The sequence below is a fragment of the Streptomyces sp. NPDC002044 genome, from assembly GCF_040296725.1.
GTDB classification, from domain to species: Bacteria; Actinomycetota; Actinomycetes; order Streptomycetales; family Streptomycetaceae; genus Streptomyces; species Streptomyces antarcticus.
The window spans coordinates 1-23,659 of sequence record NZ_JBEOXU010000100.1; the positions used below are offsets into that span (position 1 = coordinate 1).

26 protein-coding genes are annotated in these 23,659 nt (G+C 73.5%); 15 read left to right on the forward strand and 11 right to left on the reverse strand.

The window, feature by feature from the left end; all coding sequences use genetic code 11:
- Positions 1–160 precede the first annotated feature (160 nt).
- The 5 genes from ureG to ABT106_RS22560 all read right to left on the reverse strand — a co-directional run bounded on the left by ureG (position 161) and on the right by ABT106_RS22560 (position 3,944).
- A complete protein-coding gene (gene ureG, locus ABT106_RS22540) occupies positions 161–847 on the reverse strand; it encodes an urease accessory protein UreG (protein WP_351280164.1) in 687 nt (228 codons plus the stop codon).
- 64 nt (positions 848–911) lie between these two features.
- Positions 912–1,586, reverse strand: a complete 675-nt coding sequence (locus tag ABT106_RS22545) for an urease accessory protein UreF (protein WP_351280167.1) — start codon at positions 1,584–1,586, stop codon at positions 912–914.
- A gap of 16 nt (positions 1,587–1,602) precedes the next feature.
- The gene (locus ABT106_RS22550) at positions 1,603–3,324 is read right to left on the reverse strand and encodes an urease subunit alpha (RefSeq protein ID WP_351280168.1); all 1,722 of its coding nucleotides are present in this window, start codon (positions 3,322–3,324) and stop codon (positions 1,603–1,605) included.
- A complete protein-coding gene (locus ABT106_RS22555) occupies positions 3,317–3,628 on the reverse strand; it encodes an urease subunit beta (RefSeq protein ID WP_351280171.1) in 312 nt (103 codons plus the stop codon). The genes ABT106_RS22550 and ABT106_RS22555 overlap by 8 nt, the downstream gene beginning before the upstream one ends.
- Positions 3,629–3,641: 13 nt before the next feature.
- Positions 3,642–3,944 carry an urease subunit gamma gene (locus ABT106_RS22560; protein ID WP_351280174.1) on the reverse strand — a complete coding sequence of 101 codons (303 nt, stop codon included), beginning with the start codon at positions 3,942–3,944 and terminating at the stop codon, positions 3,642–3,644.
- Positions 3,945–4,256: 312 nt separating this feature from the next.
- Between ABT106_RS22560 and ABT106_RS22565 the strand changes: the two genes are divergently transcribed.
- Positions 4,257–4,649: a VOC family protein gene (locus ABT106_RS22565; protein WP_351280176.1), complete on the forward strand. Its 393-nt coding sequence runs from the start codon at positions 4,257–4,259 to the stop codon at positions 4,647–4,649.
- 69 nt (positions 4,650–4,718) lie between these two features.
- On the opposite strand, the gene ABT106_RS22570 is transcribed toward ABT106_RS22565, so the two are convergent.
- On the reverse strand, positions 4,719–5,168 hold the full coding sequence (locus ABT106_RS22570; protein ID WP_351280179.1) for an ATP-binding protein: 450 nt from the start codon (positions 5,166–5,168) through the stop codon (positions 4,719–4,721).
- A gap of 197 nt (positions 5,169–5,365) precedes the next feature.
- On the opposite strand from ABT106_RS22570, the gene ABT106_RS22575 reads away from it, so the two are divergent.
- Positions 5,366–6,250, forward strand: a complete 885-nt coding sequence (locus ABT106_RS22575; RefSeq protein WP_351280182.1) for a helix-turn-helix domain-containing protein — start codon at positions 5,366–5,368, stop codon at positions 6,248–6,250.
- Between the two features lie 12 nt (positions 6,251–6,262).
- Positions 6,263–6,484 (forward strand): DUF397 domain-containing protein, encoded by a 222-nt coding sequence (locus ABT106_RS22580; protein ID WP_351280185.1) that lies wholly within the window; start codon positions 6,263–6,265, stop codon positions 6,482–6,484.
- Positions 6,485–6,490: 6 nt separating this feature from the next.
- Here the strand turns inward: ABT106_RS22580 and ABT106_RS22585 are convergent, their stop codons facing one another.
- Complete coding sequence (locus ABT106_RS22585; RefSeq protein ID WP_351280188.1) at positions 6,491–7,666, reverse strand: 8-amino-7-oxononanoate synthase; 1,176 nt, start codon at positions 7,664–7,666, stop codon at positions 6,491–6,493.
- 156 nt (positions 7,667–7,822) lie between these two features.
- Here ABT106_RS22585 and bioB point away from each other — a divergent pair, with 156 nt between their 5' ends.
- From bioB to ABT106_RS22605, 4 genes are all read left to right on the forward strand, one after another.
- A complete protein-coding gene (gene bioB / locus ABT106_RS22590) occupies positions 7,823–9,088 on the forward strand; it encodes a biotin synthase BioB (RefSeq protein WP_351280191.1) in 1,266 nt (421 codons plus the stop codon).
- Positions 9,081–10,403, forward strand: a complete 1,323-nt coding sequence (locus ABT106_RS22595; RefSeq protein WP_351280194.1) for an adenosylmethionine--8-amino-7-oxononanoate transaminase — start codon at positions 9,081–9,083, stop codon at positions 10,401–10,403. Before bioB ends, ABT106_RS22595 begins: the two co-directional genes overlap by 8 nt.
- 1 nt (position 10,404) lies before the next feature.
- On the forward strand, positions 10,405–11,127 hold the full coding sequence (bioD, locus tag ABT106_RS22600; protein WP_351280197.1) for a dethiobiotin synthase: 723 nt from the start codon (positions 10,405–10,407) through the stop codon (positions 11,125–11,127).
- A gap of 216 nt (positions 11,128–11,343) precedes the next feature.
- Complete coding sequence (locus ABT106_RS22605; RefSeq protein ID WP_351280200.1) at positions 11,344–12,024, forward strand: class I SAM-dependent methyltransferase; 681 nt, start codon at positions 11,344–11,346, stop codon at positions 12,022–12,024.
- Here the strand turns inward: ABT106_RS22605 and ABT106_RS22610 are convergent.
- Positions 12,017–12,478: a GNAT family N-acetyltransferase gene (locus ABT106_RS22610; RefSeq protein ID WP_351280203.1), complete on the reverse strand. Its 462-nt coding sequence runs from the start codon at positions 12,476–12,478 to the stop codon at positions 12,017–12,019. The genes ABT106_RS22605 and ABT106_RS22610 overlap by 8 nt on opposite strands.
- A gap of 309 nt (positions 12,479–12,787) precedes the next feature.
- Between ABT106_RS22610 and ABT106_RS22615 the strand changes: the two genes are divergently transcribed.
- The 5 genes from ABT106_RS22615 to mug all read left to right on the forward strand — a co-directional run bounded on the left by ABT106_RS22615 (position 12,788) and on the right by mug (position 18,075).
- On the forward strand, positions 12,788–14,137 hold the full coding sequence (locus ABT106_RS22615; RefSeq protein ID WP_351280205.1) for a hemolysin family protein: 1,350 nt from the start codon (positions 12,788–12,790) through the stop codon (positions 14,135–14,137).
- Positions 14,134–15,159 (forward strand): hemolysin family protein, encoded by a 1,026-nt coding sequence (locus ABT106_RS22620; protein ID WP_351280208.1) that lies wholly within the window; start codon positions 14,134–14,136, stop codon positions 15,157–15,159. Before ABT106_RS22615 ends, ABT106_RS22620 begins: the two co-directional genes overlap by 4 nt.
- Before the next feature lie 65 nt (positions 15,160–15,224).
- Positions 15,225–16,007 carry an SGNH/GDSL hydrolase family protein gene (locus ABT106_RS22625; protein ID WP_351280211.1) on the forward strand — a complete coding sequence of 261 codons (783 nt, stop codon included), beginning with the start codon at positions 15,225–15,227 and terminating at the stop codon, positions 16,005–16,007.
- Between the two features lie 71 nt (positions 16,008–16,078).
- Positions 16,079–17,512, forward strand: a complete 1,434-nt coding sequence (gene purB / locus ABT106_RS22630) for an adenylosuccinate lyase (RefSeq protein WP_351280214.1) — start codon at positions 16,079–16,081, stop codon at positions 17,510–17,512.
- Complete coding sequence (mug, locus tag ABT106_RS22635) at positions 17,509–18,075, forward strand: G/U mismatch-specific DNA glycosylase (RefSeq protein ID WP_351280230.1); 567 nt, start codon at positions 17,509–17,511, stop codon at positions 18,073–18,075. The genes purB and mug overlap by 4 nt, the downstream gene beginning before the upstream one ends.
- A gap of 35 nt (positions 18,076–18,110) precedes the next feature.
- Here mug and ABT106_RS22640 read toward each other — a convergent pair whose 3' ends face one another.
- The 3 genes from ABT106_RS22640 to ABT106_RS22650 all read right to left on the reverse strand — a co-directional run bounded on the left by ABT106_RS22640 (position 18,111) and on the right by ABT106_RS22650 (position 20,351).
- On the reverse strand, positions 18,111–18,548 hold the full coding sequence (locus tag ABT106_RS22640) for a hypothetical protein (RefSeq protein WP_351280217.1): 438 nt from the start codon (positions 18,546–18,548) through the stop codon (positions 18,111–18,113).
- Between the two features lie 40 nt (positions 18,549–18,588).
- Positions 18,589–19,341, reverse strand: a complete 753-nt coding sequence (locus tag ABT106_RS22645; protein ID WP_351280219.1) for an ABC transporter permease — start codon at positions 19,339–19,341, stop codon at positions 18,589–18,591.
- A gap of 95 nt (positions 19,342–19,436) precedes the next feature.
- Positions 19,437–20,351, reverse strand: a complete 915-nt coding sequence (locus tag ABT106_RS22650; protein ID WP_351280221.1) for an ATP-binding cassette domain-containing protein — start codon at positions 20,349–20,351, stop codon at positions 19,437–19,439.
- Positions 20,352–20,458: 107 nt separating this feature from the next.
- On the opposite strand from ABT106_RS22650, the gene ABT106_RS22655 reads away from it, so the two are divergent.
- The 3 genes from ABT106_RS22655 (at position 20,459) to ABT106_RS22665 (ending at position 23,575) form a co-directional block, all read left to right on the forward strand.
- Complete coding sequence (locus ABT106_RS22655) at positions 20,459–21,634, forward strand: sensor histidine kinase (RefSeq protein WP_351280224.1); 1,176 nt, start codon at positions 20,459–20,461, stop codon at positions 21,632–21,634.
- Positions 21,635–21,638: 4 nt separating this feature from the next.
- Entirely contained in the window at positions 21,639–22,289 is a 651-nt protein-coding gene (locus ABT106_RS22660) for a response regulator transcription factor (protein WP_351280227.1), read from the forward strand.
- Between the two features lie 131 nt (positions 22,290–22,420).
- Positions 22,421–23,575 carry an ROK family transcriptional regulator gene (locus ABT106_RS22665; protein ID WP_267718921.1) on the forward strand — a complete coding sequence of 385 codons (1,155 nt, stop codon included), beginning with the start codon at positions 22,421–22,423 and terminating at the stop codon, positions 23,573–23,575.
- The last annotated feature ends 84 nt before the right edge of the window (positions 23,576–23,659 follow it).

Sequence of the window (23,659 nt, forward strand, 5' to 3'; positions counted from 1 at the left end):
CCGCGCCGGGGGGGCGCGCGGGGGGGGGGGGCGGCGGCGGGGGGCGCGGGCGGGGCGGGGGCCCCCCCCGGGGGGGCGGCGGGCGCAAGAAGTGGGGGGGGGCGGGGCGGGGCGCCCGGGGGCGGGGCGGGGGCGGGGGCCGGGGCGGGGGCCGCGCCGGTCACCGTACGATCCAGGCGGCGATCCGCTCGCGCACCCATTCCGCCACGGGCGCCACTCCCTCGGCGCCGCGCAGCGACTGGAAGGCGACGGGCAGTTCCCCGCGCTGTTCGGCGGCGTCGCGCGCCATCCGGCCCAGGTCGGAGCCGACGTACGGGGCGAGGTCGGTCTTGTTGACGACGAGCAGGTCCGCGGTGGTAACGCCGGGGCCGCCCTTGCGCGGGATGTCGTCGCCGCCGGCCACGTCGATGACGAAGACCTGGGCGTCGACGAGTCCCCTGGAGAAGGTGGCGGTGAGGTTGTCGCCGCCGGATTCGATGAGGATCAGGTCGAGCGGGCCGACGCTCTCCTCGAGTTCCTCGACGGCCTCCAGGTTGGCGGAGATGTCGTCGCGGATGGCGGTGTGCGGGCAGGCACCGGTCTCGACGGCGGTGATCCGCTCGGGCGGCAGGACGGCCTCGCGGAGCAGGAACTCGGCGTCCTCCCGGGTGTAGATGTCATTGGTGACCACCGCCATGGACAGTTCGGTGCGCAGGGCCCGGCACAGCGCGGCGACGGTGGCGGTCTTGCCGGATCCGACGGGACCGCCGAGTCCGATGCGCAGGGCGCGGTGGGTGCCGTCGGCGCGTACGGGGGTGGCGCCGTGGGTGTGGCGGTGGGGGTAGGTCACGGCGTGGTCGAGGTGCACGGGGGTCTCCTTGGGAGGTCTCGGCGGGGTACGGGGGCGGGCGTTCAGGGCGCGAAGGGCGGGTTCAGGAGGCGAAGAGGCGTACCGGCCAGTCGGCATGGACCTCGGCCGCGATCTCCAGCAGGGGCGAGGAGGCCGCGGGCAGGGCGTCCGTGCCGTCCGTGCGCGCCCGCACGGCCGCCGCCACCGCCCGGGCCGCGACGGCGTCGAGCTCGGGGGCCAGGCGGGCCAGCACCCCGCTCGCCTCGAAGGGGTCCAGGCCCAGGAGCCGCACGGTCGCGGTCGCGGGCCCGCCGACGCTCTCGTACGCCGCCACCTGCGCGGCGCCCTCGGGCCCGAGTCCGGCCGAGCGGGCGGTGAGCCCGAGGACGACGGGCTGGTGGGCTCCGCGCGGAAAGGCGGTGGCCAGCGCGTCGAGTTCCGGGGACGGCCAGGTGGCCCGGGCGGCCCGCAGCAGCTGCCGGCCCAGGCGCCTGCCCGCGGTGCGCAGGGCGGGCGAGGGCGTGCGGGCATCGGCGGCGGTGTCGAGTTCCGCCGGATCGAGCCCGAGGGCGGCGGCCGCGGCGAGTCCGGCGGCGGTGAGTCCCGCCGTGTGCAGCCGGCCCCGGCAGAAGTCCTCCAGGGTGGCGGCGTCGTGGACGCGGCCCGCCTTGCAGGCGGCCTCGGCCCCGCCGGAGTGGGCGTGCCCCCCGGCGGGGAAACGTCCGTCGGCGAGGACGAGCAGCGCGGCGAGGCTCATCGGAGCTGCCCCCTTCTCAAAACAGGAAGTATCTCTGTGCCATGGGCAGTTCGGCCGCGGGCGCCGGTTCCACGGCCTCGCCGTCGATGGTGACGGTGAAGGTGTCCGCGTCGACTTCGACCCTGGGCATCGCGTCGTTGTTGCGCATGTCCGCCTTGCTCACCTTGCGGGTGCTCTCGATCGCGGTGAACCGCTTGCCGAGGCCGAGCCGTTCGGGGAGGCCGTCGTCGAGAGCGGCCTGCGCGGTGAAGTTCAGCGAGTTCAGGGCGGGGGCGCGGCCCAGGCTGCCGAACATGGGGCGGGGCAGGACCGGCTGGGGGGTGGGGATGGAGGCGTTGGCGTCGCCCATCTGCGCGTAGGCGATCTGGCCTCCCTTGAGCACGAGTTCGGGCTTGACCCCGAAGAAGGCGGGGTTCCACAGCACGAGGTCGGCGAGCTTGCCGGTCTCGACGGAGCCGATCTCGCGGGCGAGTCCCTGGGCCACGGCGGGGTTGATCGTGTACTTGGCGACGTAGCGGCGGGCGCGGTGGTTGTCGGCCGGGCCGTCGCCGGGCAGGAAGCCGCGGCGTCTCTTCATCACGTGGGCGGTCTGCCAGGTCCGCAGGACGACCTCGCCGACCCGGCCCATGGCCTGGGAGTCGGAGGAGATGATGGAGATGGCCCCGAGGTCGTGCAGGACGTCCTCGGCGGCGATCGTCGAGGGCCGGATGCGGGACTCGGCGAAGGCGAGGTCCTCGGGGACCGCCGGGTTGAGGTGGTGGCAGACCATCAGCATGTCGAGGTGTTCCTCGACGGTGTTGACGGTGTGCGGCCGGGTCGGGTTGGTGGAGCTGGGCAGTATGTTCGGCTCGGAGACCACGGTGATGATGTCGGGGGCGTGCCCGCCGCCCGCGCCCTCCGTGTGGTACGAGTGGATGGTCCGCCCGCCGATGGCCGCGAGGGTGTCCGCGACGAAGCCGGCCTCGTTGAGGGTGTCGGTGTGGATGGCGAGCTGGGCGCCCGTCTCGTCGCAGACCCCGAGGCAGGCGTCGATCACGGCGGGGGTGGCCCCCCAGTCCTCGTGGATCTTGAAACCGAGGGCTCCTCCGCGCAGTTGGGAGTGCATGGCCTCGCGGGACATCGTGTTGCCCTTGCCGAGGAGGCCGATGTTGACGGGGTAGACCTCCAGGGCGGCGAACATCCGGGCCAGGTGCCAGGGACCGGGGGTGATGGTGGTGGCCTTGGTGCCCTCGGCCGGCCCGGTGCCGCCGCCGACGAGAGTGGTGATGCCGGAGACGAGGGCTTCCTCGATGACGGTCGGGGAGATGAAGTGGACGTGCGCGTCGACCGCGCCGGCCGTGACGATCTTCCCGTTCCCCGCGATGATCTCCGTCTCGGGGCCGATCACCAGCGTGGGATCGACCCCGTCCATGGTGTCGGGGTTGCCGGCCTTGCCGATGCCGCAGATGCGGCCGTCGCGGATGCCGACATCGGCCTTGACGATGCCCCAGTGGTCGAGGACGACGACCCCGGTGATCACGGTGTCCGGGGCGCCCTCGGCCCGGGTGGTGCGGGCCTGCCCCATGGACTCGCGGATCACCTTGCCGCCGCCGAAGACGGCCTCGTCGCCGGCCCGGCCGGGGCCGCCGCTGAGGTCCTGCTCGATCTCGACGAAGAGGTCCGTGTCGGCCAGCCTGATCCGGTCCCCGGCGGTCGGCCCGAAGAGGTCGGCGTACACCTGGCGGGAGATCTCAGCCATCGAGCGGCCCTCCGGTCTCCCCGCGCAGCCCCGGCACGACGCGCAGCCCGCCCAGCGGTACGAGTTCCACGGCGACCGGGATCCCGGGCTCGAAGCGGACGGCGGTCCCGGCGGCGATGTTCAGCCGCAGCCCGCGCGCGGCGGCCCGGTCGAAGCCGAGACCGGGGTTGGCCTCGGCGAAGTGGTAGTGGGAGCCGACCTGGACGGGCCGGTCGGCGCCGTTGAGGACGGTGAGGCGGGTGACGGGGCGGCCCTCGTTGAGGCACACCGGACCGTCCCCGTATACGATCTCGCCGGGGATCATGGCGGGTACTCCCTCAGACGATCGGATCGTGGACGGTGACGAGCTTGGTGCCGTCCGGGAAGGTCGCCTCGACCTGGACGTCGTGGATCATCTCGGGGATTCCCTCCATGACCTCCCCGCGGTGCAGCACGGTGCGCCCGGAGGCCATCAGCTCGGCCACCGTCCGGCCGTCGCGGGCCCCTTCGAGGAGGTGCGAGGTGATCAGGGCGATCGCCTCGGGATGGTTGAGGAGCACACCGCGCGCCCTCCGCTTCGCCGCCACGTCGGCGGCCACATGGATGAGCAGTCGCTCCTGCTCGTGCGGTGTCAGTTGCACAGCTATCACCAAGCTTCCGGGACAAGATCGACATCGCGCCGGGCCGAACCCTACTGGCCGTCAACGCTTCGTTGACCAGGCCATATCCGGGCCAAGCAGGTCTTGCCCGACGCGGGGAAAGGCTTTCCGTCCCGACCACCGTCGCTTTACCGGATGATGGGTGATCATTGGCGGTCGAACGTGGCGCCACGCTATGCGCCGCGTTTTTCCGTTGAGTTAACCCACGTTTCGGGGAGGCACCCGGTTCGCCTTCCGGGTCCCCGGAATCCGGTTCCGTATACGAAGCCGTACGCGCCCTGTCCGAGGAGACGCATGTTCATCAACCCCGTCCGGCACATCACCTTCGACGCGATCGATCCCTACGGGACCGCCGAGTTCTGGTCGGCGGTGACCGGCTTCCCCATCCATCCGGACGACGTGGAGGGAGACGACGAGATCCTGCTGGAGCCCGGACAGCCGGGCGTGCCCGGCCTGCTGTTCATCCGGGTGCCGGACTCCAAGTCCGTCAAGAACCGGGTCCACCTCGACATCCAGCCGCCGTCCGGCACCCGCGACGAGACCGTCGAGCGGCTCGTCGCGCTCGGAGCGAAGGTCGTTGACGACCGGCGCGCGGCGGACGGCGTCATGGGCTGGGTCGTCCTCGCCGACCCGGAGGGCAACGAGCTGTGCATCGAGCGGGGCGCCGTCGAGCGCGGCCTGTCCTGAACGAACGGCCGCCTGACGGGCGGGGCGGAGGGGCTCCCGGGGCGGACGGGCCCCGGGCCCTCCGTCCGGTCAGCGGCCGGTGGCGCTCGTCACGGGCACCCCGGCCGGCCAGGGCAGTGCGATCCACACCGTCTTGCCGCCGTCCTCGGTCGGGCTGACCGACAGCCGGCCGCCCGCCTCGGCCGTCAGCCAGCGGATGATGACCATGCCCCGGCCGTTGTCCTGCTGGACGGCGGCGGGCAGCCGCTTGGGCCAGCGCGGGTGGCTGTCGGTCACTCCGACGCGGAGCCACTCGCCGCGCTCGAGCAGGATGTCGACGGTGAAGGTGGGCGACTGGCCGAAAGTGTGCTGGACGGCGTTGGTGGCGAGCTCCGAGACGATCAGCCGGACGCTGTCCGCGGTGTCGGCGTCGTCGGGCAGTCCCCAGGCGCCCAGCACCTCCGCCACGTAGCGTCGGGCGGCGGCGACCGAGGCGGGTTCGCTCGGCAGAGTGACGGATGCTTCCTGGTGGTCTGCCATGGCGACGGTCCCTTTCCCACCGGGGCGGACCCGCCCCGGATCTGTGCTGGACGCCAGAGTGCCACCCATCCTGACGAGGTTTCTGCCGTTCCCTCAAGTTGTGCATATATCTGTCGCCCAATGCGGTGAACTCTGCTACGGAAGAGCGTATTCGGACGGCAGACTGGTGCGAGCTGTGCCGGTGGAAGGAGACGGGTGTGCAGCACGGTCCTGCGGTGCGTCGGCGCAAGCTCGGCGAGGAACTGCGCGCCCTGCGCGACCGGTCCGGACTCACCAGTGGTGAGGCGGCCCGGATCGCGGGATGGCACCAGTCGAAAATCAGCCGTATCGAGACGGGGCGCAGCGGCGTGAAAGCGGAGGACATCCGCGTGCTGCTCGACGTGTACGGGGAGATCGTGAGTCCTCAGCAGCGCGCCCTGCTGGAGGCGCTGTCCGCTTCGGCGTCCGGCCCGGCGGCGGGGGACGGCACCGGGCGGGGACGGCACTGGTGGCACGACTACCGGGGGCTGCTGCCGCAGGAGTACCGGGACTTCATCAGCCTGGAGGCCGGGGCCCGGTCGGCGCGCACCGTCGAACTGTCGGTGGTCCCGGGGCTGCTGCAGACGCCGCGGTACGCGCGTGCGGTGACCCGGGCCGCGCTGGGCGGGCTGCCCGAGCCGAAGGTGGACGCCCTGGTCGAGGTGCGGCTGGCACGGCAGGCGGTGCTGCGGTCCGATCCGCCGCTGGAGCTGAGCGCCGTGCTCGACGAGGCGGTGCTGCGCCGCCAGATCGGCGGCGCGGGGGTGATGGCGGAGCAGTTGCGGCACCTGGTGGAGGTGGCACGGCTGCCCCAAGTGTGCCTTCAGGTACTGCCGTTCAGCGTGGGGGGGCATCTCGGCCTCACGGGACCGTTCGTCATCTTCTCATTTCCGAACATCGCCGATCTGGATGTGGTGGTACTCGACCATTTGACGAGTAGCCTCTATCTCGAGCGGAAGGAAGACCTCGAGGCGTACAGCGCCGCGTTCCGCACCATCCAGGCGCACGCCCTCCCGCCCCGGGACTCGTCGGGTCTCATCGGCTCACTCGCTGACGACGCGTAAGGAGGCACCCCCGTGTCCGCAACCCTCTTGGCCACCAGCGGACTTCTGATCGGCGCGCGGTGGCGGCGGAGCAGCCGCAGCACCGGAATGAACAACTGCGTGGAGGCGGCCGCCCTCGGCGGCGGCCTGCTGGCCGTCCGCGACTCCAAGCGGGCGGACGGCCCGGCCGTGCTCTTCACCGGGCCGGCCTGGGACGGCTTCCTCGCCCAGGTACGGGCGGGCCTGCACCCGTAACCCCGCCTACCGGTCCGTGGCTCCGGCCGGAGCGGTGCGCAGGATCGTCGACACGGCCCGGCCGATCTCCTCCCCCGTGAGATCGGCCCGGGCGGTGAGCCGGAGCCGGGAGATGCCGTCCGGCACCGACGGCGGCCGGAAGCACCCCACGGACAGTCCCGCCTCGCGGCAGTCGGCGGCCCAGCGCAGTGCCGCCGAAGCCGACGGGGCCCGTACCGACACCACGGCCGCGTCCGGCCGGGCCGCGGTCAGGCCGGACGCGGTGAGCAGCCCGTACAGCCGGCCGGCCACCTCGCGGGCGCGGGCGGCCCGCTCCGGTTCCCGCCGGAGCAGGCGCAGGCCGGCCAGTGCCCCGCCCGCGGCGGCCGGGGCGAGCCCGGTGTCGAAGATGAAGGTCCGGGCGGTGTTGACCAGGTGCCGGATCACCTTGGCGGGACCGAGGACGGCTCCGCCCTGGCTGCCCAGGGACTTCGAGAGCGTCATCGTCGCGACCACGCCGGGCGCGCCCGCCAGCCCGGCGGCGTACAGCGCCCCGCGGCCCCCCTCGCCGAGCACGCCCAGCCCGTGCGCGTCGTCGACGACCAGCGCCGCGCCCTCGTCGCGGCAGGCGGCGGCGTACGCGGCGAGCGGGGCCGCGTCCCCGTCCACGGAGAACACCGAGTCGCTGACCAGCAGCGTCCGTCCGCCGTGCGAGGCGAGCGTCTTGCGGGCGGTCTCCGGGTCGGAGTGCGGGATCACGGCGGTCTCGGCGCGCGAGAGGCGGCAGCCGTCGACGATCGAGGCGTGGTTGCCCGCGTCGGAGACGACGAGGGTGCCCCGGTCGCTCAGCGCGGTGACGGCGGCGAGGTTGGCCGCGTACCCGGAGGAGAGGACCAGCGCCGCCTCGAACCCGCAGAAGGCGGCGAGCTCGCGCTCCAGCTCGGCGTGGAGTTCGGTGGTGCCGGTGACCAGGCGGGAGCCGGTGGCGCCGGCGCCCCATCGCTCGGCCGCGTCCCGGGCGCCCCGTACGGTCTCGGGGTGCCGGGACAGTCCGAGGTAGTCGTTGCTCGCGAGGTCCAGAAGCGGTGAGGACGCCGGCCGCGGGCGCAGGGTGCGGACCAGCCCGGCGCGCTCGCGCGCCCGTTCCGCGTCGTCGATCCAGGCGAAGACGTCCGCCGCGGGGTCGGAAGTGTGCTCGGGCATCGGGGGGTCCTCGTTTTTGTCGGCAGTCCACAGACCAGCCCGACCCTATCCGGGCGTGACCTGCGGGTCATGTGTGGCGATACACACACTCCCATCCGGCCATGTTGTGTCATCCCTCCTTGGCCGGGAGTGGTCGTGTAGGCCAGGATCGGCATCATGGACCTGCTGAACACCCTGGTGGACAAGGGGCTGCGGCGCGAGCTGCCGACCCGCGAAGAGGCGCTCGCCGTACTGGCGACTTCTGACGACGAACTGCTCGACGTGGTGGCCGCGGCCGGCAAGGTGCGCCGTCAGTGGTTCGGCCGTCGGGTGAAGCTGAACTATCTGGTCAACCTGAAGTCGGGCCTGTGCCCCGAGGACTGCTCGTACTGCTCCCAGCGCCTGGGGTCGAAGGCCGAGATCCTCAAGTACACCTGGCTGAAGCCGGAGGAGGCTTCCCAGGCCGCGGCCGCCGGCGTCGCGGGCGGCGCCAAGCGGGTCTGTCTGGTCGCGAGCGGCCGCGGGCCGACCGACCGGGACGTGGACCGGGTCGGAAAGACGATCGCCGCGATCAAGGAGCAGAACGAGGGCGTCGAGGTCTGCGCCTGCCTGGGCCTGCTCTCGGACGGCCAGGCGGAGCGCCTGAAGGACGCGGGCGCCGACGCGTACAACCACAACCTCAACACCTCCGAGGCCACGTACGGGCAGATCACCAAGACCCACACGTACGCCGACCGCGTCGACACGGTCCAGAAGGCGCACGCCGCCGGGCTGTCCGCCTGCTCCGGCCTGATCGCGGGCATGGGCGAGAGCGACGAGGACCTGGTCGACGTCGTCTACTCGCTGCGCGGGCTCGACCCCGACTCGGTGCCGGTCAACTTCCTGATCCCGTTCGAGGGCACCCCGCTGGCCAAGGAGTGGAACCTCACCCCGCAGCGCGCCCTGCGCATCCTGGCGATGGTCCGCTTCGTCTGCCCCGACGTCGAGGTCCGCCTCGCGGGCGGGCGCGAGGTGCACCTGCGCTCGATGCAGCCGCTGGCCCTGCACCTGGTCAACTCGATCTTCCTGGGCGACTACCTGACCAGTGAGGGCCAGGCCGGACAGGCCGACCTCGACATGATCGCGGACGCCGGATTCGAGGTGGAGGGCGCCGGGACGACGACCCTCCCCGCCCACCGCTCCGACCTGGCGGCGCAGGCCGAAGCGGCCGCGGCCCCGGCCGGCGGCTGCGGCTCGCACGGCGGCGGTGGCGCCTCGGTCTGCGGTTCCGCGGCGCCCGCCGGCGCCGGCGAGGCGGCCGACTGCGGCTCGGCGTGCGGCGGCTGCTCGGGGCACGCCGAGGCAGTTCCCGCACGGGCGCAGGCCGATGCCGGCGGTGTCCGGTCCGACCTGGTGTCGGTCCGACGTCGCGGCGCGGGGACGGACATCGCCCCCAATGCCTGATCCGCTCCACCCGCTGCCGGCCGGCGCGGAACTCCTCGCGCTGGACCGGCAGCACGTCTGGCACCCGTACGGTCCCATGCCCGGGCGGCAGGAGCCGCTGGTCGTCGCCTCCGCCTCGGGGGTCCGGCTGCGGCTCGCCGATCCCGCCCAGGGGCAGGGCCACGAAGAGCTGGTCGACGGCATGTCCTCCTGGTGGTCGGCCGTCCACGGCTACAACCACCCGGTGCTGAACGAGGCCGCGACGGCCCAGCTGGGCCGGATGTCGCACGTGATGTTCGGCGGGCTCACCCACGAGCCGGCCGTCCGGCTCGCCGCGCGGCTGGTCGAGATCACCCCGGCGGGTCTGGAGCACGTGTTCCTGTCCGACTCCGGCTCGGTGGCCGTCGAAGTCGCCGTCAAGATGTGCCTGCAGTACTGGCGTTCGGTGGGGCGGACGGGCAAGACCCGGCTGCTCACCTGGCGCGGCGGCTACCACGGCGACACCTGGCAGCCGATGGCCGTCTGCGATCCCGAGGGCGGGATGCACGAGCTGTGGCAGGGCCACCTGCCCCGGCAGGTCTTCGCGGACGCGCCGCCCGGCGACTTCGACACGCCCGTGGACCCGGCGTACGCCGACCACCTGCGCTCTCTGATCGCCGCGCACGCGGACGAGCTGGCCGCGGTGATCGTGGAGCCGGTGGTCCAGGGCGCGGGCGGCATGCGCTTCCACAGCCCCGGCTACCTGCGCGTGCTGCGCGACCTGTGCGACGAGTACGGGGTCCTGCTGATCCTGGACGAGATCGCGACGGGCTTCGGCCGTACGGGCGCCCTCTTCGCCGCCGACCACGCCGGGATCACCCCCGACGTGCTGTGCCTGGGCAAGGCGCTGACGGGCGGCTACCTCTCGCTGGCGGCGACCCTGTGCACGAGCCGGGTGGCCGACGGCATCTCGCGGGGCGAGGTGCCGGTGCTCGCGCACGGCCCGACCTTCATGGGCAACCCCCTCGCGACGGCGGTGGCGCTGGCCTCCGTCGACCTCCTGCTCGACCGGGACTGGGCGGGCGAGGTCAAGCGGATCGAGGCGGGCCTGCGCGACGGGCTCGCGCCGGCCGCCGCACTGCCCGGCGTACGGGAGGTGCGCGTCCTCGGCGCGATCGGGGTGGTCCAGCTGACGCACGACGTCGACATGGCCGCGGCCACCCGGGCGGCGGTCCGGGAGGGCGTCTGGCTGCGGCCGTTCCGGGACCTGATCTACACCATGCCGCCGTTCGTCACGGGCGACGCCGACGTCGCCCGCATCTGCCGCGCGGTGGTGGCGGCGGCTCAGGAGGGCTGAGATGGCCGAGGTACTGATGGTGTCCGGCACGGGCACCGAGATCGGCAAGACGGTGGTCACCGCGGCGGTCGCGGCCGCCGCGGTCGCGGCCGGGCGGTCGGTGGCGGTGCTCAAACCGGCGCAGACCGGCGTGGCCCCGGACGAGCCGGGCGACGCCGCCGAGGTGGTACGGCTGGCCGGGCCGTCGGTGACGGCGCTCGAACTGGCCCGCTACCCGGAGCCGTTGGCCCCGGACACCGCGGCCCGCCGCTCCGGTCTGGCGACCCTCTCCCCGGCCGCCGTCGCCGAGGCGGCCACCCGGCTGGCGCGCACGCACGACCTGGTGCTGGTGGAGGGGGCGGGCGGGCTGCTCGTCCGCTTCGACGAGGCGGGCCACACCCTGGCCGACGCGGCCCGGCTGCTCGGAGCGCCGACGCTGGTCGTCGCCCCGGCGGGCCTCGGCACCCTGAACGCGACCGCTCTCACGGCGGAGGCCCTGCGGGCGCGGGGGCTGACCGCGCTGGGCGTCGTCGTCGGCAGCTGGCCGGCCGCGCCGGACCTGGCCTCCCGCTGCAACCTGGCCGACCTCCCGGAGGTGTCCGGCCTGCCGCTGCTGGGCGCGGTCCCGCAGGGCTCCGGCGCCCTCCCGCCGGACCGGTTCCGCGCGGCGGCCCCGGCCTGGCTCTCCCCCGCCCTGTCGGGCACCTGGTCGGTGGCCGCCTTCCTGACCGCCTGGCCCGCCTGACCCCGGGCCGGCGACGCCGGCGGGGCGGAGCCCCACCCAGCCCCGCCGGCGTTTGAGGCGCGGGGCCCGGGGCGGAACCCCGGAACCACCCCCGCCGCGCCGGCGCCACGGCGGAGCCCCGGAGCGCGCGGCCCCCGGCGGGCACCGGCAGGGATGAGGCCCCGCCGACCGGGCACCCTGGAAGTACCGGCACCGCCACCGCCCCGGAGGCCCCTCATGCCCACGCCCCGCCGTAGCCCGGCACCGGCACCGCCCCACGACCCGGTCCACCACCCCCTCTTCGCGCGGTTCTACGCCCGCGCGAGCACCACCGCCGAGACCCGCGCCGGCATCGCCCCCCTGCGGCGCGAGCTGCTGCACGGCGTGTCCGGCCGCGTCATCGAGATCGGCGCCGGCAACGGCCTGAACTTCGCGCACTACCCGCGCGCCGTGTCCGAGGTCGTCGCCGTGGAACCGGAGCGCACCCTGCGCCGGCTCGCATCCGCCGCCGCCCAGCACGTCGAGGTGCCGGTGGACGTCGTACCGGGCGCCGCCGAGGCCCTGCCCGTGAAGAGCGAGGCCTTCGACGCCGCCGTCGCCTCGCTGGTGCTGTGCACCGTACGGGACCTGCCCCGCGCCCTCACCGAACTGCACCGCGTCCTGCGCCCCGACGCCGAGCTTCGCTTCTTCGAGCACGGCCTGGCCCCCGGCCCCGGTATGGCGGCCGTCCAGCGGGCGCTCGACCGGACCGTCTGGCCCCGCCTGTTCGGGGGCTGCCACACGGCCCGCGACCCGCTCGCCTCGATCGAGGCCGCGGGCTTCCGGATCGTCTCGCAGCGCGCCTTCCGGCTCCCCGAGCGCGGCCCGGCCCTGCCCACCTCGTACTGCGTCCTCGGCTCGGCCCGCCGCGTCAGCTGACCGGGCCGGCGGCGCGCCCGGCATCCCGTACCGGCTCGAACGGCTTCACCCAGCGCCGCCAGCGGTCCTGCCGGTGGTAGCCGGCCGCGGCCCACGCCTCCCGTGCCCGGCCGTTCGCCTCCAGGACCATCGCGTCGCCGCGTCGGCCCCCTACGGCGCGGAAGCGCCGTTCGGCCGCGTCGAGCAGCGCCGTCGCGATGCCCTGCCTGCGGTGGGCGGGCAGCACGGCCAGCCGGTACAGCGAACAGCGCCACCCGTCGTACCCGGCCACCACGGAGCCCACCAGGAGTCCGCCGGACTCCGCGAGGATCAGCGCGTCCGGGTCGCGCGCGATCAGCCGGTGCACGCCGTCGAGGTCGTCGGTGATCGACGTGCCCTCCGCCGCTTCCCTCCAGAAGGCGAGCACGTCCTCGGCGTCGGCCGGCACGGCGGCCCGTATGCGCAGCTGGTTCATGACCGGGAGCCAAGCACGGCCTCCCGCCGGCAGCCAGTGAGTTCCGCTCCGCGGGATACACCGCCCCGGGGCGGGTACGAGGGCCCTCCCTGCGCGGGCCCGCCGGCCCGGACAGGGCTCCGCGGAAACCACGATCCACTCCTGTCGGCCTTCCTCTACCGTGGGGGAACCGGTCCCGAACCGGTCCCCCTCGAACGAAAGGTGTGAGCGTCCGCCCATGGGCGAGCCTTCCGGTCCACGACACTTCCCCCCGCGACACCGCGCGGCACCCCTCCTCCTGGCCGATCATGGGACGGAGGTGATCGACCGATGACGGAAGTGCTCCTGCTCGTCCTGGCGCTGCTGCTCTGCCTTGCCTGCGGTGTCTTCGTCGCGGCCGAGTTCTCCCTGACCACCGTCGAGCGCAGCGAGCTCGAACGGGCCGTCGAGCGCGGCGAGCGGGGCGCGGACAGCGCACTGGCCGCGGTCAGGACCCTGACGTTCCAGCTGTCCGGCGCCCAGCTCGGCATCACGGTGACCGGCCTGGTGATCGGCATGCTCTCCAAGCCGTCGATCTCCGCGCTGCTCCAGGGCCCCTTCGAGGCCATGGGGTTGTCGCCCGGCGCCGCGTCCTCCACGGCCCTGGTCCTCGGCACGGCGGTGTCCACGGTCGTCCTGATGGTGTTCGGCGAGCTGGTGCCCAAGAACTGGGCGATCTCCTCGCCGCTGGCGGTCGCCAAGCGGGTGGCGACGGTGCAGCGGGTCTTCAGCCGGTCCTTCAGGCCCCTCATCAGCCATCTGAACAGCACGGCGAACCACCTGGTGCGCCGCTTCGGGATGGAGCCGGCCGAGGAGCTGGCCTCGGCCCGGACCCCGCAGGAGCTGGTGGCGCTGGCCCGGCACTCCGCGAAGGCGGGGGCCCTGGAGAAGGACACCGCGGAACTGTTCGTGAGGACCTTGAACCTGGCCGATCTGACGGCGGAGAACGTGATGACCCCCCGGGTCCAGGTCACCGCCCTGGACCTGCAGACGACCGCGGAGGACGTGGCGAACGCGACGCTGGCCACCGGCCTGTCCCGCTTCCCCGTCTACCGGGGCAGCCTCGACTCCGTCGTCGGCACCGTCCACATCAAGGACGTGCTGGCGCTGCCCGCCGGGGAACGCCACCGCCACCCGGTGGCGTCGCTGCTGCGCGAGCCGCTCCTCGTACCGGAGTCGCTGACCGTGGACCGGCTGCTGGACCGGCTGTCCGGTCGCCAGACGATGGCCGTGGTCATCGACGAGTACGGCGGCACGGCGGGCGTGGCCACGCTGGAGGACATCGTCGAGGAGGTCGTCGGCGAGGTCCGCGACGAGCACGACCCGCACGAGACCCCGGACCTGGCACCAGCCGGAACCGACGACTCCGGCCGGCCGCTCTACTCGGCCGACGGCGCCGCGCGCACCGACCAGCTCCAGCGGATCGGTCTGCGGGTGCCGGACGGCCCGTACGAGACGCTCGCCGGTCTGGTGGCGACCGAGCTGGGCCGCATCCCGCTGGTCGGCGACAGCATGGAGCTGGACGGCTGGCGGCTCGACGTGGTGGACGCGGGCGGACGGCGGGCGGCGCGGGTGCTGCTGCACGCGCCGCCGGGCCCCACCGTCATCGACGGCCGCGACGCCGGGGAGGAGTCCCGATGACCGTCATCCAACTGCTGATCGGGCTGGCGACGCTGGTCGTCAACGCGTTCTTCGTCGGCGCGGAGTTCGCGCTGATCTCGGTCCGGCGCAGCCAGATCGAGCCGTTCGCCGAGCAGGGCGACCGGCGGGCCCGCGCCGTCCTGTGGGGGCTGGAGCACGTGTCGGCGCTGATGGCGGCGGCCCAGCTCGGCATCACGCTGTGCACCCTGGTGCTGGGTGTGGTGGCCGAGCCGGCCATCGCGCACCTGCTGACCCCGGTGTTCGACCTCCTCGGGGTTCCGGCCGGGCTGACGCACGCGATCTCCTTCGTGGTGGCGCTGGCGCTGGCCACGTACCTGCACATGCTCTTCGGCGAGATGCTGCCGAAGAACGTGGCGCTGTCCGAGCCGGTGCGCACCGCCCTGCTGCTGGGGCCGCCTCTGGTGGCCGTGACCCGGGCGCTGCGTCCGGTGATCTTCACGATCAACGCCTTCGCCAACGCGCTGCTGCGTCTGCTGCGGGTGGAGGTCAAGGACGAGGTCGCGGCGACCTTCTCGGACGACGAGCTGGCGCGGATGGTCAAGGACTCCAGTGCCGCGGGGCTCCTGGACGACCGGGCGAGCGAGCGGCTGCACGACGCCCTGGAGCTGGGCCGCCGGCCGGTGACCGACGTGGTGCTGTCGGCTCGGCGGGTGGTCACGGCGCGGGAGGGCATCACCCCCTCCGGGCTGGAGCGGCTGTCGGCCCGATCGGGGTTCTCCCGCTTCCCGGTGGTCGACGCCCAGCACGGCATCCTGGGATACCTGCACGTCAAGGATGCCCTGGACGCGGAAGCGCAGGAGCGGGACGAGCCGTTTCCGGTGTCGGCGCTGCGGCAGATCGCCCAGGTGCGGGCCGAGACCCCGCTGGACGACGTGCTCACCGCGATGCGCCGCAGCCGTACCCATCTGGCAGCGGTGCTCGGGCCGGACGGCGCCATGACGGGCCTCGTGACGATGGAGGACGTCCTGCGCGAGCTGTTCGGCCGGCCGGCCTCCGCGTAACGGCCCGCGCGTGTGGTCCCCCGGCCCTGCGGGGCGGGGGTACCGCGCGGTAGCATCACTCCGCCATGGAGATGAATGCCTCTTACACCAGTTTCGTCGCGGTCGGCGACTCCTTCACCGAGGGCATGTCCGACCTGCTCCCGGACGGCTCCTACCGGGGCTGGGCCGACCTGCTCGCCGCCCGCCTCGCGGCGCGTGAGCCCGGTTTCCGCTACGCCAACCTCGCGGTCCGCGGGAAGCTGATCGGCCAGATCGCCGGGGAACAGGCTCCGGCGGCCGCGGCCATGCGCGCCGACCTGGTGACCCTGGTCGGCGGCCTGAACGACACGCTGCGCCCCAAGGTCGACATGGGCCGGGTCCGGGCCCACCTGGAGTCCGCCGTGGAACTCCTCGCGCCCGCCTGCGGGCAGCTCGTCCTGATGCGCTCGCCGGGACGCAACGGGCCGGTGATGGAACGCTTCCGGCCCCGGATGGAGGAGCTCTTCGTCATCATCGAGGAGCTGGCCGCCCGGCACGGGGCCCGGGTGGTCGACCTGTACGGGTCCCCCGCGCTCGGCGACCCGCGTATGTGGGACGTCGACCGGCTGCACCTGACGGCCGAGGGGCACCGCCGGGTCGCCGAGGCGGTCTGGCAGACACTGGGCCTGCCTCCCGAGGAGGACTGGCACACCGGGCTGCCGATGGCGGCGCCGCCGGGGTGGACGGTGCGCCGGTCCCAGGACCTGCGGTTCGCCCGTCAGCACCTGCTGCCCTGGGTGGGCCGCCGGCTGACCGGCCGCTCCAGCGGGGACGGCCGCCCGGCCAAGCGCCCCGACCTGCTGCCCTACGAGGGCTCGCCGCTCTCGTAGCAAGCCACAATCCGCCGTGGTGCCCCTGCCTGCGTAAACGCACAGCCGGGGCCCAAGTAGAATCCCTCCACGTGACAGCCAAGCCCCGCATCCCCAATGTCCTGGCCGGCCGCTACGCCTCCGCGGAGCTCGCCGTCCTGTGGTCCCCCGAGTACAAGGTGACGCTGGAGCGGCGGCTGTGGCTCGCCGTGCTGCGCGCCCAGAAGGACCTCGGCATCGAGGTCCCCGACGCGGCCCTCGCCGACTACGAGCGCGTCCTGGAGACGGTCGACCTGGCCTCCATCGCCGAGCGCGAGAAGGTCACCCGGCACGACGTGAAGGCCCGGATCGAGGAGTTCAACGCCCTCGCCGGTCACGAGCAGGTCCACAAGGGCATGACCTCCCGCGACCTCACCGAGAACGTCGAGCAGCTCCAGATCCGGCTCTCGCTGGAGCTGGCCCGGGACCGCACGGTCGCCGTGCTCACCCGCCTCGGCACGCTGGCCGGCGAGCACGCCGAGCTGGTCATGGCCGGCCGCTCCCACAACGTGGCCGCCCAGGCGACCACGCTGGGCAAGCGCTTCGCCACCGCCGCCGACGAGCTGCTGGTGGCCTACGACCGCCTCGAGGACCTGCTGGGCCGCTACCCGCTGCGGGGCATCAAGGGCCCGGTCGGCACCGCGCAGGACATGCTCGACCTGCTCGGCGGCGACGCCGCGAAGCTCGCCGACCTGGAGCAGCGGATCGCCGCCCACCTCGGCTTCGCCCACGCCTTCACCTCGGTGGGCCAGGTCTACCCGCGCTCGCTCGACTACGACGTGGTCACCGCCCTCGTGCAGCTGGCCGCCGCGCCCTCGTCGATCGCCAAGACCATCCGCCTGATGGCCGGCCACGAACTGGTCACCGAGGGCTTCAAGCCCGGCCAGGTCGGCTCCTCCGCCATGCCGCACAAGATGAACACCCGCTCCTGCGAGCGCGTGAACGGCCTCATGGTCATCCTGCGCGGCTACGCCTCGATGACCGGCGAGCTGGCCGGCGACCAGTGGAACGAGGGCGACGTCTCCTGCTCCGTGGTCCGCCGGGTCGCCCTCCCGGACGCGTTCTTCGCGTTCGACGGCCTGCTGGAGACCTTCCTGACGGTTCTCGACGAGTTCGGGGCCTTTCCCGCCGTCGTCGCCCGCGAGCTGGACCGCTACCTGCCGTTCCTCGCGACCACCAAGGTCCTGATGGGCGCGGTGCGGGCCGGGGTGGGCCGTGAGGCCGCCCACGAGGTCATCAAGGAGCACGCGGTGGCCTCGGCCCTCGCCATGCGCGAGCAGGGTGCCGAGCGCAACGAGCTGCTGGACAAGCTGGCCGCCGACGACCGGATGCCGCTGGACCGGGCCCAGCTCGACGCCCTCATGGCCGACAAGCTCTCCTTCACCGGCGCCGCGGCCGACCAGGTCGCGGTGGTGGTCTCGCGGATCGAGGCGATCGCCAAGCAGCACCCGCAGGCCGCCGGATACGCGCCGGGGTCGATCCTCTGACCCCCGAAGAGCTGGACGCCGCCCGTGACCGCGTCCTCCCGGACGTGGTCGCGGGCGGTCTTCGTGTGCTGTTCTGCGGCATCAACCCGGGTCTCCTCTCCGCGGCGACGGGCCACCACTTCGCCCGGCCCGGCAACCGCTTCTGGCCGGTCCTGCACCTGTCCGGCTTCACCCCGCGCCGCTTCGCCCCCGCGGAGCAGGAGGAACTGCTCGCCCACCGCCTCGGCATCACCAACGTCGTGCCCCGTGCCACGGCCCGCGCCGACGAGCTGAGCGCCGAGGAGTTCCGCGAGGGCGGCCGCGTCCTGACGGCCAAGGTGGAGCTGCTTCGCCCCCAGTGGCTGGCGGTCGTCGGCGTCACCGCCTACCGCACCGCCTTCGGCGAACGGCGGGCCCGGATCGGCCCGCAGGAGCGGACCATCGGCTCCACCCGCGTCTGGGCTCTCCCGAACCCGAGCGGCCTCAACGCCCACTGGACCGCCGAGTCCATGGCCCAGGAGTACGCCCGCCTGCGTTCCGCCGCCGAGTCCGCCGAGTCCGCCGAGTCCGCCGACGACGTCTGATCCCCGCGCCGCCGTGGCCCCGCCGCCCGTCGGGGCTACGGCGGGTCGACCACCGTGACGCCCGCCATCAGCGCGTACGGTTCACCGCCGTCCCAGAGGGCGGCGTAGGCCACGAGCCACCGCCCCTCCACCTGCCACGTGTGCACATGGTCGGTCGTGCCGCTCACCTCGGCCCACGGCTCCGGTATCGCCTCCCCCTCGATCCCCCTGTGCCGGATCGATGTCACGCTGAATCGCTGGGCCTCCCCCCACCGGGCTTCCAGGGCCTGGACGAGCGCCCCGTATTCGGCGGTGACCTGGTCGGCCGCCGCGGCCCGCCCCGAGCCACCGTCCTCCCAGATGTCCTCGGCCCGGCCGACCTGCACCAGGTGGTATCCCGGGCCGCTGCGCCGCCCGCCGGACCCGACCGGCTCCGCCGGGAACTCCCGGCCCCGGAGCCGGTCGATCGTGTCGAGGTGCTCTGCCGTGGTCATGCCGTCAGTATCCCGGCCGGCACTGACAACTGGCCTGGTGTCACGCGTCTCTCCGGCGCATCGCGAACCAACCCGCCGTCAGGGCCCCGACCGACCAGAGGGCGGCGACGGCGAGACCGGTCCACGGGCCGAGCGATCCCTCCGCGTTCATCCGCATCACCGCTTGTCCGGCCCGGTCGGGCATGAACCGTCCCGCACCGCCGACGACCTGGCCGACCACGAAGGGAACGATCAGCACGAAGGGTATGAGCAGGCACATCACCAGGGTGCCGCTGCGCACCAGTGCGGTCAGGCCGGCCGAGAGCAGCGCCATCAGCATCAGGTAGACGCCGCTGCCGAACACCGCCCGCAGGGCGCCCGGGTCGCCCAGTCCGAGGGCGTACTCCCCCATGAACGCCTGCCCGGAGACGAAGGTGACGAGCCCGGTGACCTGTCCGACGAGGAAGCCGAGTCCGGCGACCACCAGCACCTTCGACAGATAGAGCCGGGTCCTGTTGGGCACCGCGGTGAGCGAGAGTGCCAAGGCGCCGTTGCGGAACTCCCCTGCGAGGGCGGTGGCGCCGAAGGCGATGGCCGCTATCTGGCCGAAGTTGATGCCGTAGAAGGCGGCGAGCAGGGGATCCGTTCCCATGGCCCCCTCCTCGGCGGTGCCGATCGACGCCGCGGTGAGGGCGGTGATGCCGGCGGTGGCGCCGAACACGGCCATGAGGGAACCGAGGATCGAGCGGGCGGACCGTATCTTGATCCATTCCGAGCGCAGAACGGGTGGGGTGGGCATGGCTGCTGCGGTCATGTCGGGAACTCCGGTGAGGGTCGGGGGATGGGAGCTCCACGGAAACGGGAGCTCGGGGGACAGGACCGGCGGGGTGCGCCGGGTGGCGGCGGACGTCAGGCCGCGGAAGCGGAGAACTCGGCGCGGCCGGCGGTAAGGCCGAGGTACGCCTGCTCCAGCGAGGCACGCTCGTCGGAGAGTTCCAGCAACGGAACTCCTTCGTCGGCCGCGAGGGCTCCGACCGCCTCGGCGTGTATCCCGTCGACGGTCCACCGCCCGTCCTGCGCGGGGACCAGCCGGAACCCGCGGCCCGCCAGGGCGGCGCGCAGCCGGTCCGGGTCGGAGGTCCGCAGCCGCACCCGGCGGGAGCTGTGCGCGTCGATGAACTCCGCCGTCGGGGTGTCGACGAGCAGCTTTCCCTGGCCGAGCACCACCAGGTGGTCGGCGAACGACGCGGTCTCCGACATCAGATGGCTCGAGACGAGGACCGTACGGCCCTCGGCGGCGAGGGCGCGCATCAGGTCGCGGATCCAGATGATGCCCTCCGGGTCCAGACCGTTCGTCGGCTCGTCCAGCAGAAGTACTCCGGGGTCCCCGAGCAACGCGGCCGCTATGCCCAGGCGCTGGCGCATGCCCAGAGAGAAGGTCTTGATCCTGCGTCGTGCCGCCGAGGCGATGCCGGACTGCTCCAGCACCGCGTCCACGCGCCCGTCCGGGACGCTGTTGGCGGCGGCGAGGATGAGCAGGTGATCGCGGGCGGTGCGGCCACCGTGGGGTGCCTGCGGATCGAGCAGGGCGCCCACGTGGCGCAGCGGGTCGTGAAGGTCGGTGAAGCGACGGCCGCCGATGGTGGCGGTGCCGGCGGTGGGCCGGACGAGCCCCAGGAGCAGCCGCATCGTCGTGGATTTTCCGGCGCCGTTGGGTCCCAGGAAGCCGGTCACCCGACCGGGCAGGACGTCGAAGGTGAGGTGGTCCACGACACGGGTGGTGCCGTAGTCCTTGGTCAGTTCGCGGATCTCGATGCGGTTCATGACTCAAGACTCGCGGCCGCGCCTCCCCCTTCCCTCCCCCATGCGGGGGTCCCGTCTCCCCCACGTGGGGGAGACGCTCGTGACCTGGACGCTGTCACGATGAGTACATGTACCGTCTGCTCCTGGCTCCGTTGCGACCGGTGACCTATTCACGCTGGCTGCACCTCTGTGTTCCCCTGTTGCTCCTGGCCATCTGGGTCTTCATCCATCCCGCCTGGCCGTGGGCTCCTTTGCTGATCGTCATACCGTTCGCGTTCCTGCCGTGGGTGCGGCTGGCCGAGGGCCTGCAGGCGCAGTTCCTGCTGACCCCGCACGATCGGGGCGCCCCGGGCGGCAGCATCGCCGTCGCTGCGTCCGCGGGGTGGAACGACCGGTGGCGGACGCTGCTGTGGCTGGAGCTGCGGCTCTTCGTCGCGGGTCCGGCCATGTTCGCGACGGTCGCGCTGCCGGTACTGGCCGTCGAACTCGTCACGATCGCGCTCGGGCAGCCGCTGTCGGACGATGCGATGCTGCCGCTCACCCCGCCGCGCTGGGCCGCCGCCCTGCTCGCACCGGTACCGCTGGTCGTGCTTCTCTCCGTGATCGTCCTGCTCGGCGAGGTGATCACCGCGCTCGCCCGGCGGCTGCTCGGGCCTTCGGCGGCCGAGCGCCTCAGCGCGCTGGAGGCGCGCACCGAGCGGCTGTTGGAGCGGACCCGCATCGCGCGGGAGCTGCACGACTCCATCGGGCACGCCCTGACGGTGGCGGTCGTGCAGGCGGGAGCGGCGCGGGCCGCCGGTGACCCCGCCTTCACGGAGCGGGCGTTGTGCGCGATCGAGGAAACGGGCCGGGCGGCACTGGAGGACCTGGAGCGGGTGCTGCTGGTGCTGCGGGAGTCGGCGCAGCCACCCTCGCAGCGGCCGACCCTGGTGGAGGCGGACCGGCTGCTGGAGTCGGCCCGGGCCTCCGGCGCGGCGGTGGAGGCCCGGCTGACGGGACCTCTGGAGAAGTTGCCGGGACCCGTCACCCGGGAGGGGTACCGCATCCTGCAGGAGGCGCTGACCAACGTACTGCGGCACTGCGGTCCCGTGCCCGTACGGGTGCGGGTGGACATGACCCCGCAGCGGCTGGTGCTGGAGGTCACGAACCCGCTGCCGGAGCGGCCCGCCGTCGCGACGGGCGGTGGGTCCGGTCTGCGCGGGATGCGGGAGCGGGCCTCGCTGCTCGGCGGTGAGGCCGAGACCGGTCCGTATGAGGGCGGTTGGAGAGTGCGCGCCCGGCTTCCGCTGGAGCGAATACGCTGACCGGATGCCGGTTACCGTTCTGCTCGTAGACGACGAACCCCTGGTGCGTGCGGGTCTGCGCGCCGTCCTGGAGGCCCAGCCCGACATCGAAGTGGTGGGTGAGGCCGGCGACGGGGCCTCGGTCGTCCCGCTCGTACGGCAGTTGAGGCCGGACGTGGTGGCCATGGACGTACGGATGCCGCTGCTCGACGGGATCGAGGCCACACGGGCCGTCCTGCGCACGGTGGACTCTCCGCCGAAGATTCTCGTGGTGACCACCTTCGAGAACGACGAGTACGTCTACCAGGCGCTGCGGGCGGGGGCCGACGGGTTCCTGCTGAAGCGGGCCCGGCCGTCCGAGATCGTGCACGCGGTACGGCTGGTGGCGGAGGGCGACACCCTGCTCTTCCCGGCGGCCGTACGGGCCCTGGCCGCCGAGTACGGGAACCGCCAGGCTCGGACGGCGCTGGCGCGGGCCGCCCTGACCGAACGGGAGGAGGCGGTGCTGCGGCTGATGGCCCGGGGGCTGACGAACGTGGAGATCGCCGCCGAGCTGATCGTCGGGACGGAGACCGTGAAGTCACACGTCAGCGCGATCCTGGCAAAGCTGGGGGCGCGGGACCGGACCCAGGCCGTGATCATGGCGTACGAGTCGGGGTTCGTCGCCCCGGGCTAGGTGTCCTGACCCGCGGGTTGTCACCTGGCTGGGGAGGGGCTGGTTCCGGACTATGGGGGGCTGCTTCTCGCCGCCGTGGCGGGTGCGCAGTACGATCCGCCTGACAGGGTCGCTAGCTGGGAGGACACACGTTGGGGCAGCTGACCGGCGGTGACCCGTCACTGCTCCGGCGGATCAACTCCGCCGTGGTGTTGCGGGCACTGCGCGCGGCCGAATCGCCGACGCTCACCGATCTCACGCGGGTGACCGGGCTTTCCCGGCCGACCGTCGAAGGGGTCGTGGAGGGTCTGATCGCGACCGGGCTCGTCGTCGAGGCCGACGCCGAGGAAGGTGCGCGAAGACAGGGCAGGCCGGCGCGCCGGTACCGGTTCCGTGCCGAGGCGGGCCACCTTCTGGGCATCGAGATCGGCTCGCACCGGGTGGCGGTGCTGCTGTCCGGCCTGGACGGGCGGATCATCGGCGCCGGAACCAAGGAGGTCGCCGAGGCGGCCACCGCGGACGAGCGGCTGGAGCGGGTGCGGACGGCCGTCGCCGACCTGCTGCGCCGGGCCGGCGTGCCCCGGGACTCCCTTCGGGCGGTCGGGGTCGGCAGTCCGGGCATCGTGGAGGCCGACGGCACCGTCCGCCTGGGCACCGCGCTGCCCGGCTGGACCGGGCTGCCGCTCGGGGAGCGGCTGCGGCGCTCGTTCCGGTGTCCGGTGCACGTGGAGAACGACGCCAACGCGGCCGCCGTCGCCGAGCACTGGAAGGGGGCCGCGCGGGACACCGACGACATGGTGTTCGTGATGGCGGGCCTCAGCCCCGGCGCCGGCTCGCTGATCGGCGGACGGCTGCACCGCGGCTTCGGCGGGGCGGCCGGCGAGATCGGCGCCCTGCACCTGCTGGGCCGCGAGGTGACGCCCGAGAAGCTGCTGTCGACCACCGGCGAACCGTTGCACCCGCTGGACGAGCCCGCCGTCGCGGAGGTCTTCGCGATGGCCAGGCGGGGCGACGAGCGGGCGGTCGCCGCCGTCGAGCGGTTCCTGCAACGGCTGGTGCACGACGTGGCGGCGCTGGTCCTGGCGATGGATCCGGAGCTGGTGGTCGTCGGCGGCTGGGCCGCCGGCCTGGACGGGGTGCTGGGGCCCCTGCGCCAGGAGCTGGAGCGCTACTGCCTGCGTCCGCCGCGGGTGGCGCTGTCCCTGCTCGGCGAGGCCGCCGTGGCCACCGGAGCGCTGCGGCTCGCGCTGGACCACGTCGAGGAGGAACTCTTCGCGGTGGAGAAGACGGTCACCGCCCGCCGGTGATTCCGGGGGCGGGGGCGACCGGCCTGGCCACAGCTCCAGGAGCTGGCCGCGCGGCTCCAGCGCACGCTCGCGGAGTACGAGGAC

Excerpts from the sequence above, each read along its gene's own strand:
- ABT106_RS22545 (WP_351280167.1), bottom strand. The coding sequence starts at position 1,586 with ATGAGCCTCGCCGCGCTGCTCGTCCTCGCCGACGGACGTTTCCCCGCC.
- ABT106_RS22550 (WP_351280168.1), bottom strand. The coding sequence starts at position 3,324 with ATGGCTGAGATCTCCCGCCAGGTGTACGCCGACCTCTTCGGGCCGACC.
- ABT106_RS22555 (WP_351280171.1), bottom strand. The coding sequence starts at position 3,628 with ATGATCCCCGGCGAGATCGTATACGGGGACGGTCCGGTGTGCCTCAAC.
- ABT106_RS22565 (WP_351280176.1), top strand. The coding sequence starts at position 4,257 with ATGTTCATCAACCCCGTCCGGCACATCACCTTCGACGCGATCGATCCC.
- ABT106_RS22570 (WP_351280179.1), bottom strand. The coding sequence starts at position 5,168 with ATGGCAGACCACCAGGAAGCATCCGTCACTCTGCCGAGCGAACCCGCC.
- ABT106_RS22585 (WP_351280188.1), bottom strand. The coding sequence starts at position 7,666 with ATGCCCGAGCACACTTCCGACCCCGCGGCGGACGTCTTCGCCTGGATC.
- bioB (WP_351280191.1), top strand. The coding sequence starts at position 7,823 with ATGGACCTGCTGAACACCCTGGTGGACAAGGGGCTGCGGCGCGAGCTG.
- ABT106_RS22595 (WP_351280194.1), top strand. The coding sequence starts at position 9,081 with ATGCCTGATCCGCTCCACCCGCTGCCGGCCGGCGCGGAACTCCTCGCG.
- bioD (WP_351280197.1), top strand. The coding sequence starts at position 10,405 with ATGGCCGAGGTACTGATGGTGTCCGGCACGGGCACCGAGATCGGCAAG.
- ABT106_RS22605 (WP_351280200.1), top strand. The coding sequence starts at position 11,344 with ATGCCCACGCCCCGCCGTAGCCCGGCACCGGCACCGCCCCACGACCCG.
- ABT106_RS22610 (WP_351280203.1), bottom strand. The coding sequence starts at position 12,478 with ATGAACCAGCTGCGCATACGGGCCGCCGTGCCGGCCGACGCCGAGGAC.
- ABT106_RS22615 (WP_351280205.1), top strand. The coding sequence starts at position 12,788 with ATGACGGAAGTGCTCCTGCTCGTCCTGGCGCTGCTGCTCTGCCTTGCC.
- ABT106_RS22620 (WP_351280208.1), top strand. The coding sequence starts at position 14,134 with ATGACCGTCATCCAACTGCTGATCGGGCTGGCGACGCTGGTCGTCAAC.
- ABT106_RS22625 (WP_351280211.1), top strand. The coding sequence starts at position 15,225 with ATGGAGATGAATGCCTCTTACACCAGTTTCGTCGCGGTCGGCGACTCC.
- ABT106_RS22640 (WP_351280217.1), bottom strand. The coding sequence starts at position 18,548 with ATGACCACGGCAGAGCACCTCGACACGATCGACCGGCTCCGGGGCCGG.
- ABT106_RS22645 (WP_351280219.1), bottom strand. The coding sequence starts at position 19,341 with ATGACCGCAGCAGCCATGCCCACCCCACCCGTTCTGCGCTCGGAATGG.
- ABT106_RS22650 (WP_351280221.1), bottom strand. The coding sequence starts at position 20,351 with ATGAACCGCATCGAGATCCGCGAACTGACCAAGGACTACGGCACCACC.
- ABT106_RS22655 (WP_351280224.1), top strand. The coding sequence starts at position 20,459 with ATGTACCGTCTGCTCCTGGCTCCGTTGCGACCGGTGACCTATTCACGC.
- ABT106_RS22660 (WP_351280227.1), top strand. The coding sequence starts at position 21,639 with ATGCCGGTTACCGTTCTGCTCGTAGACGACGAACCCCTGGTGCGTGCG.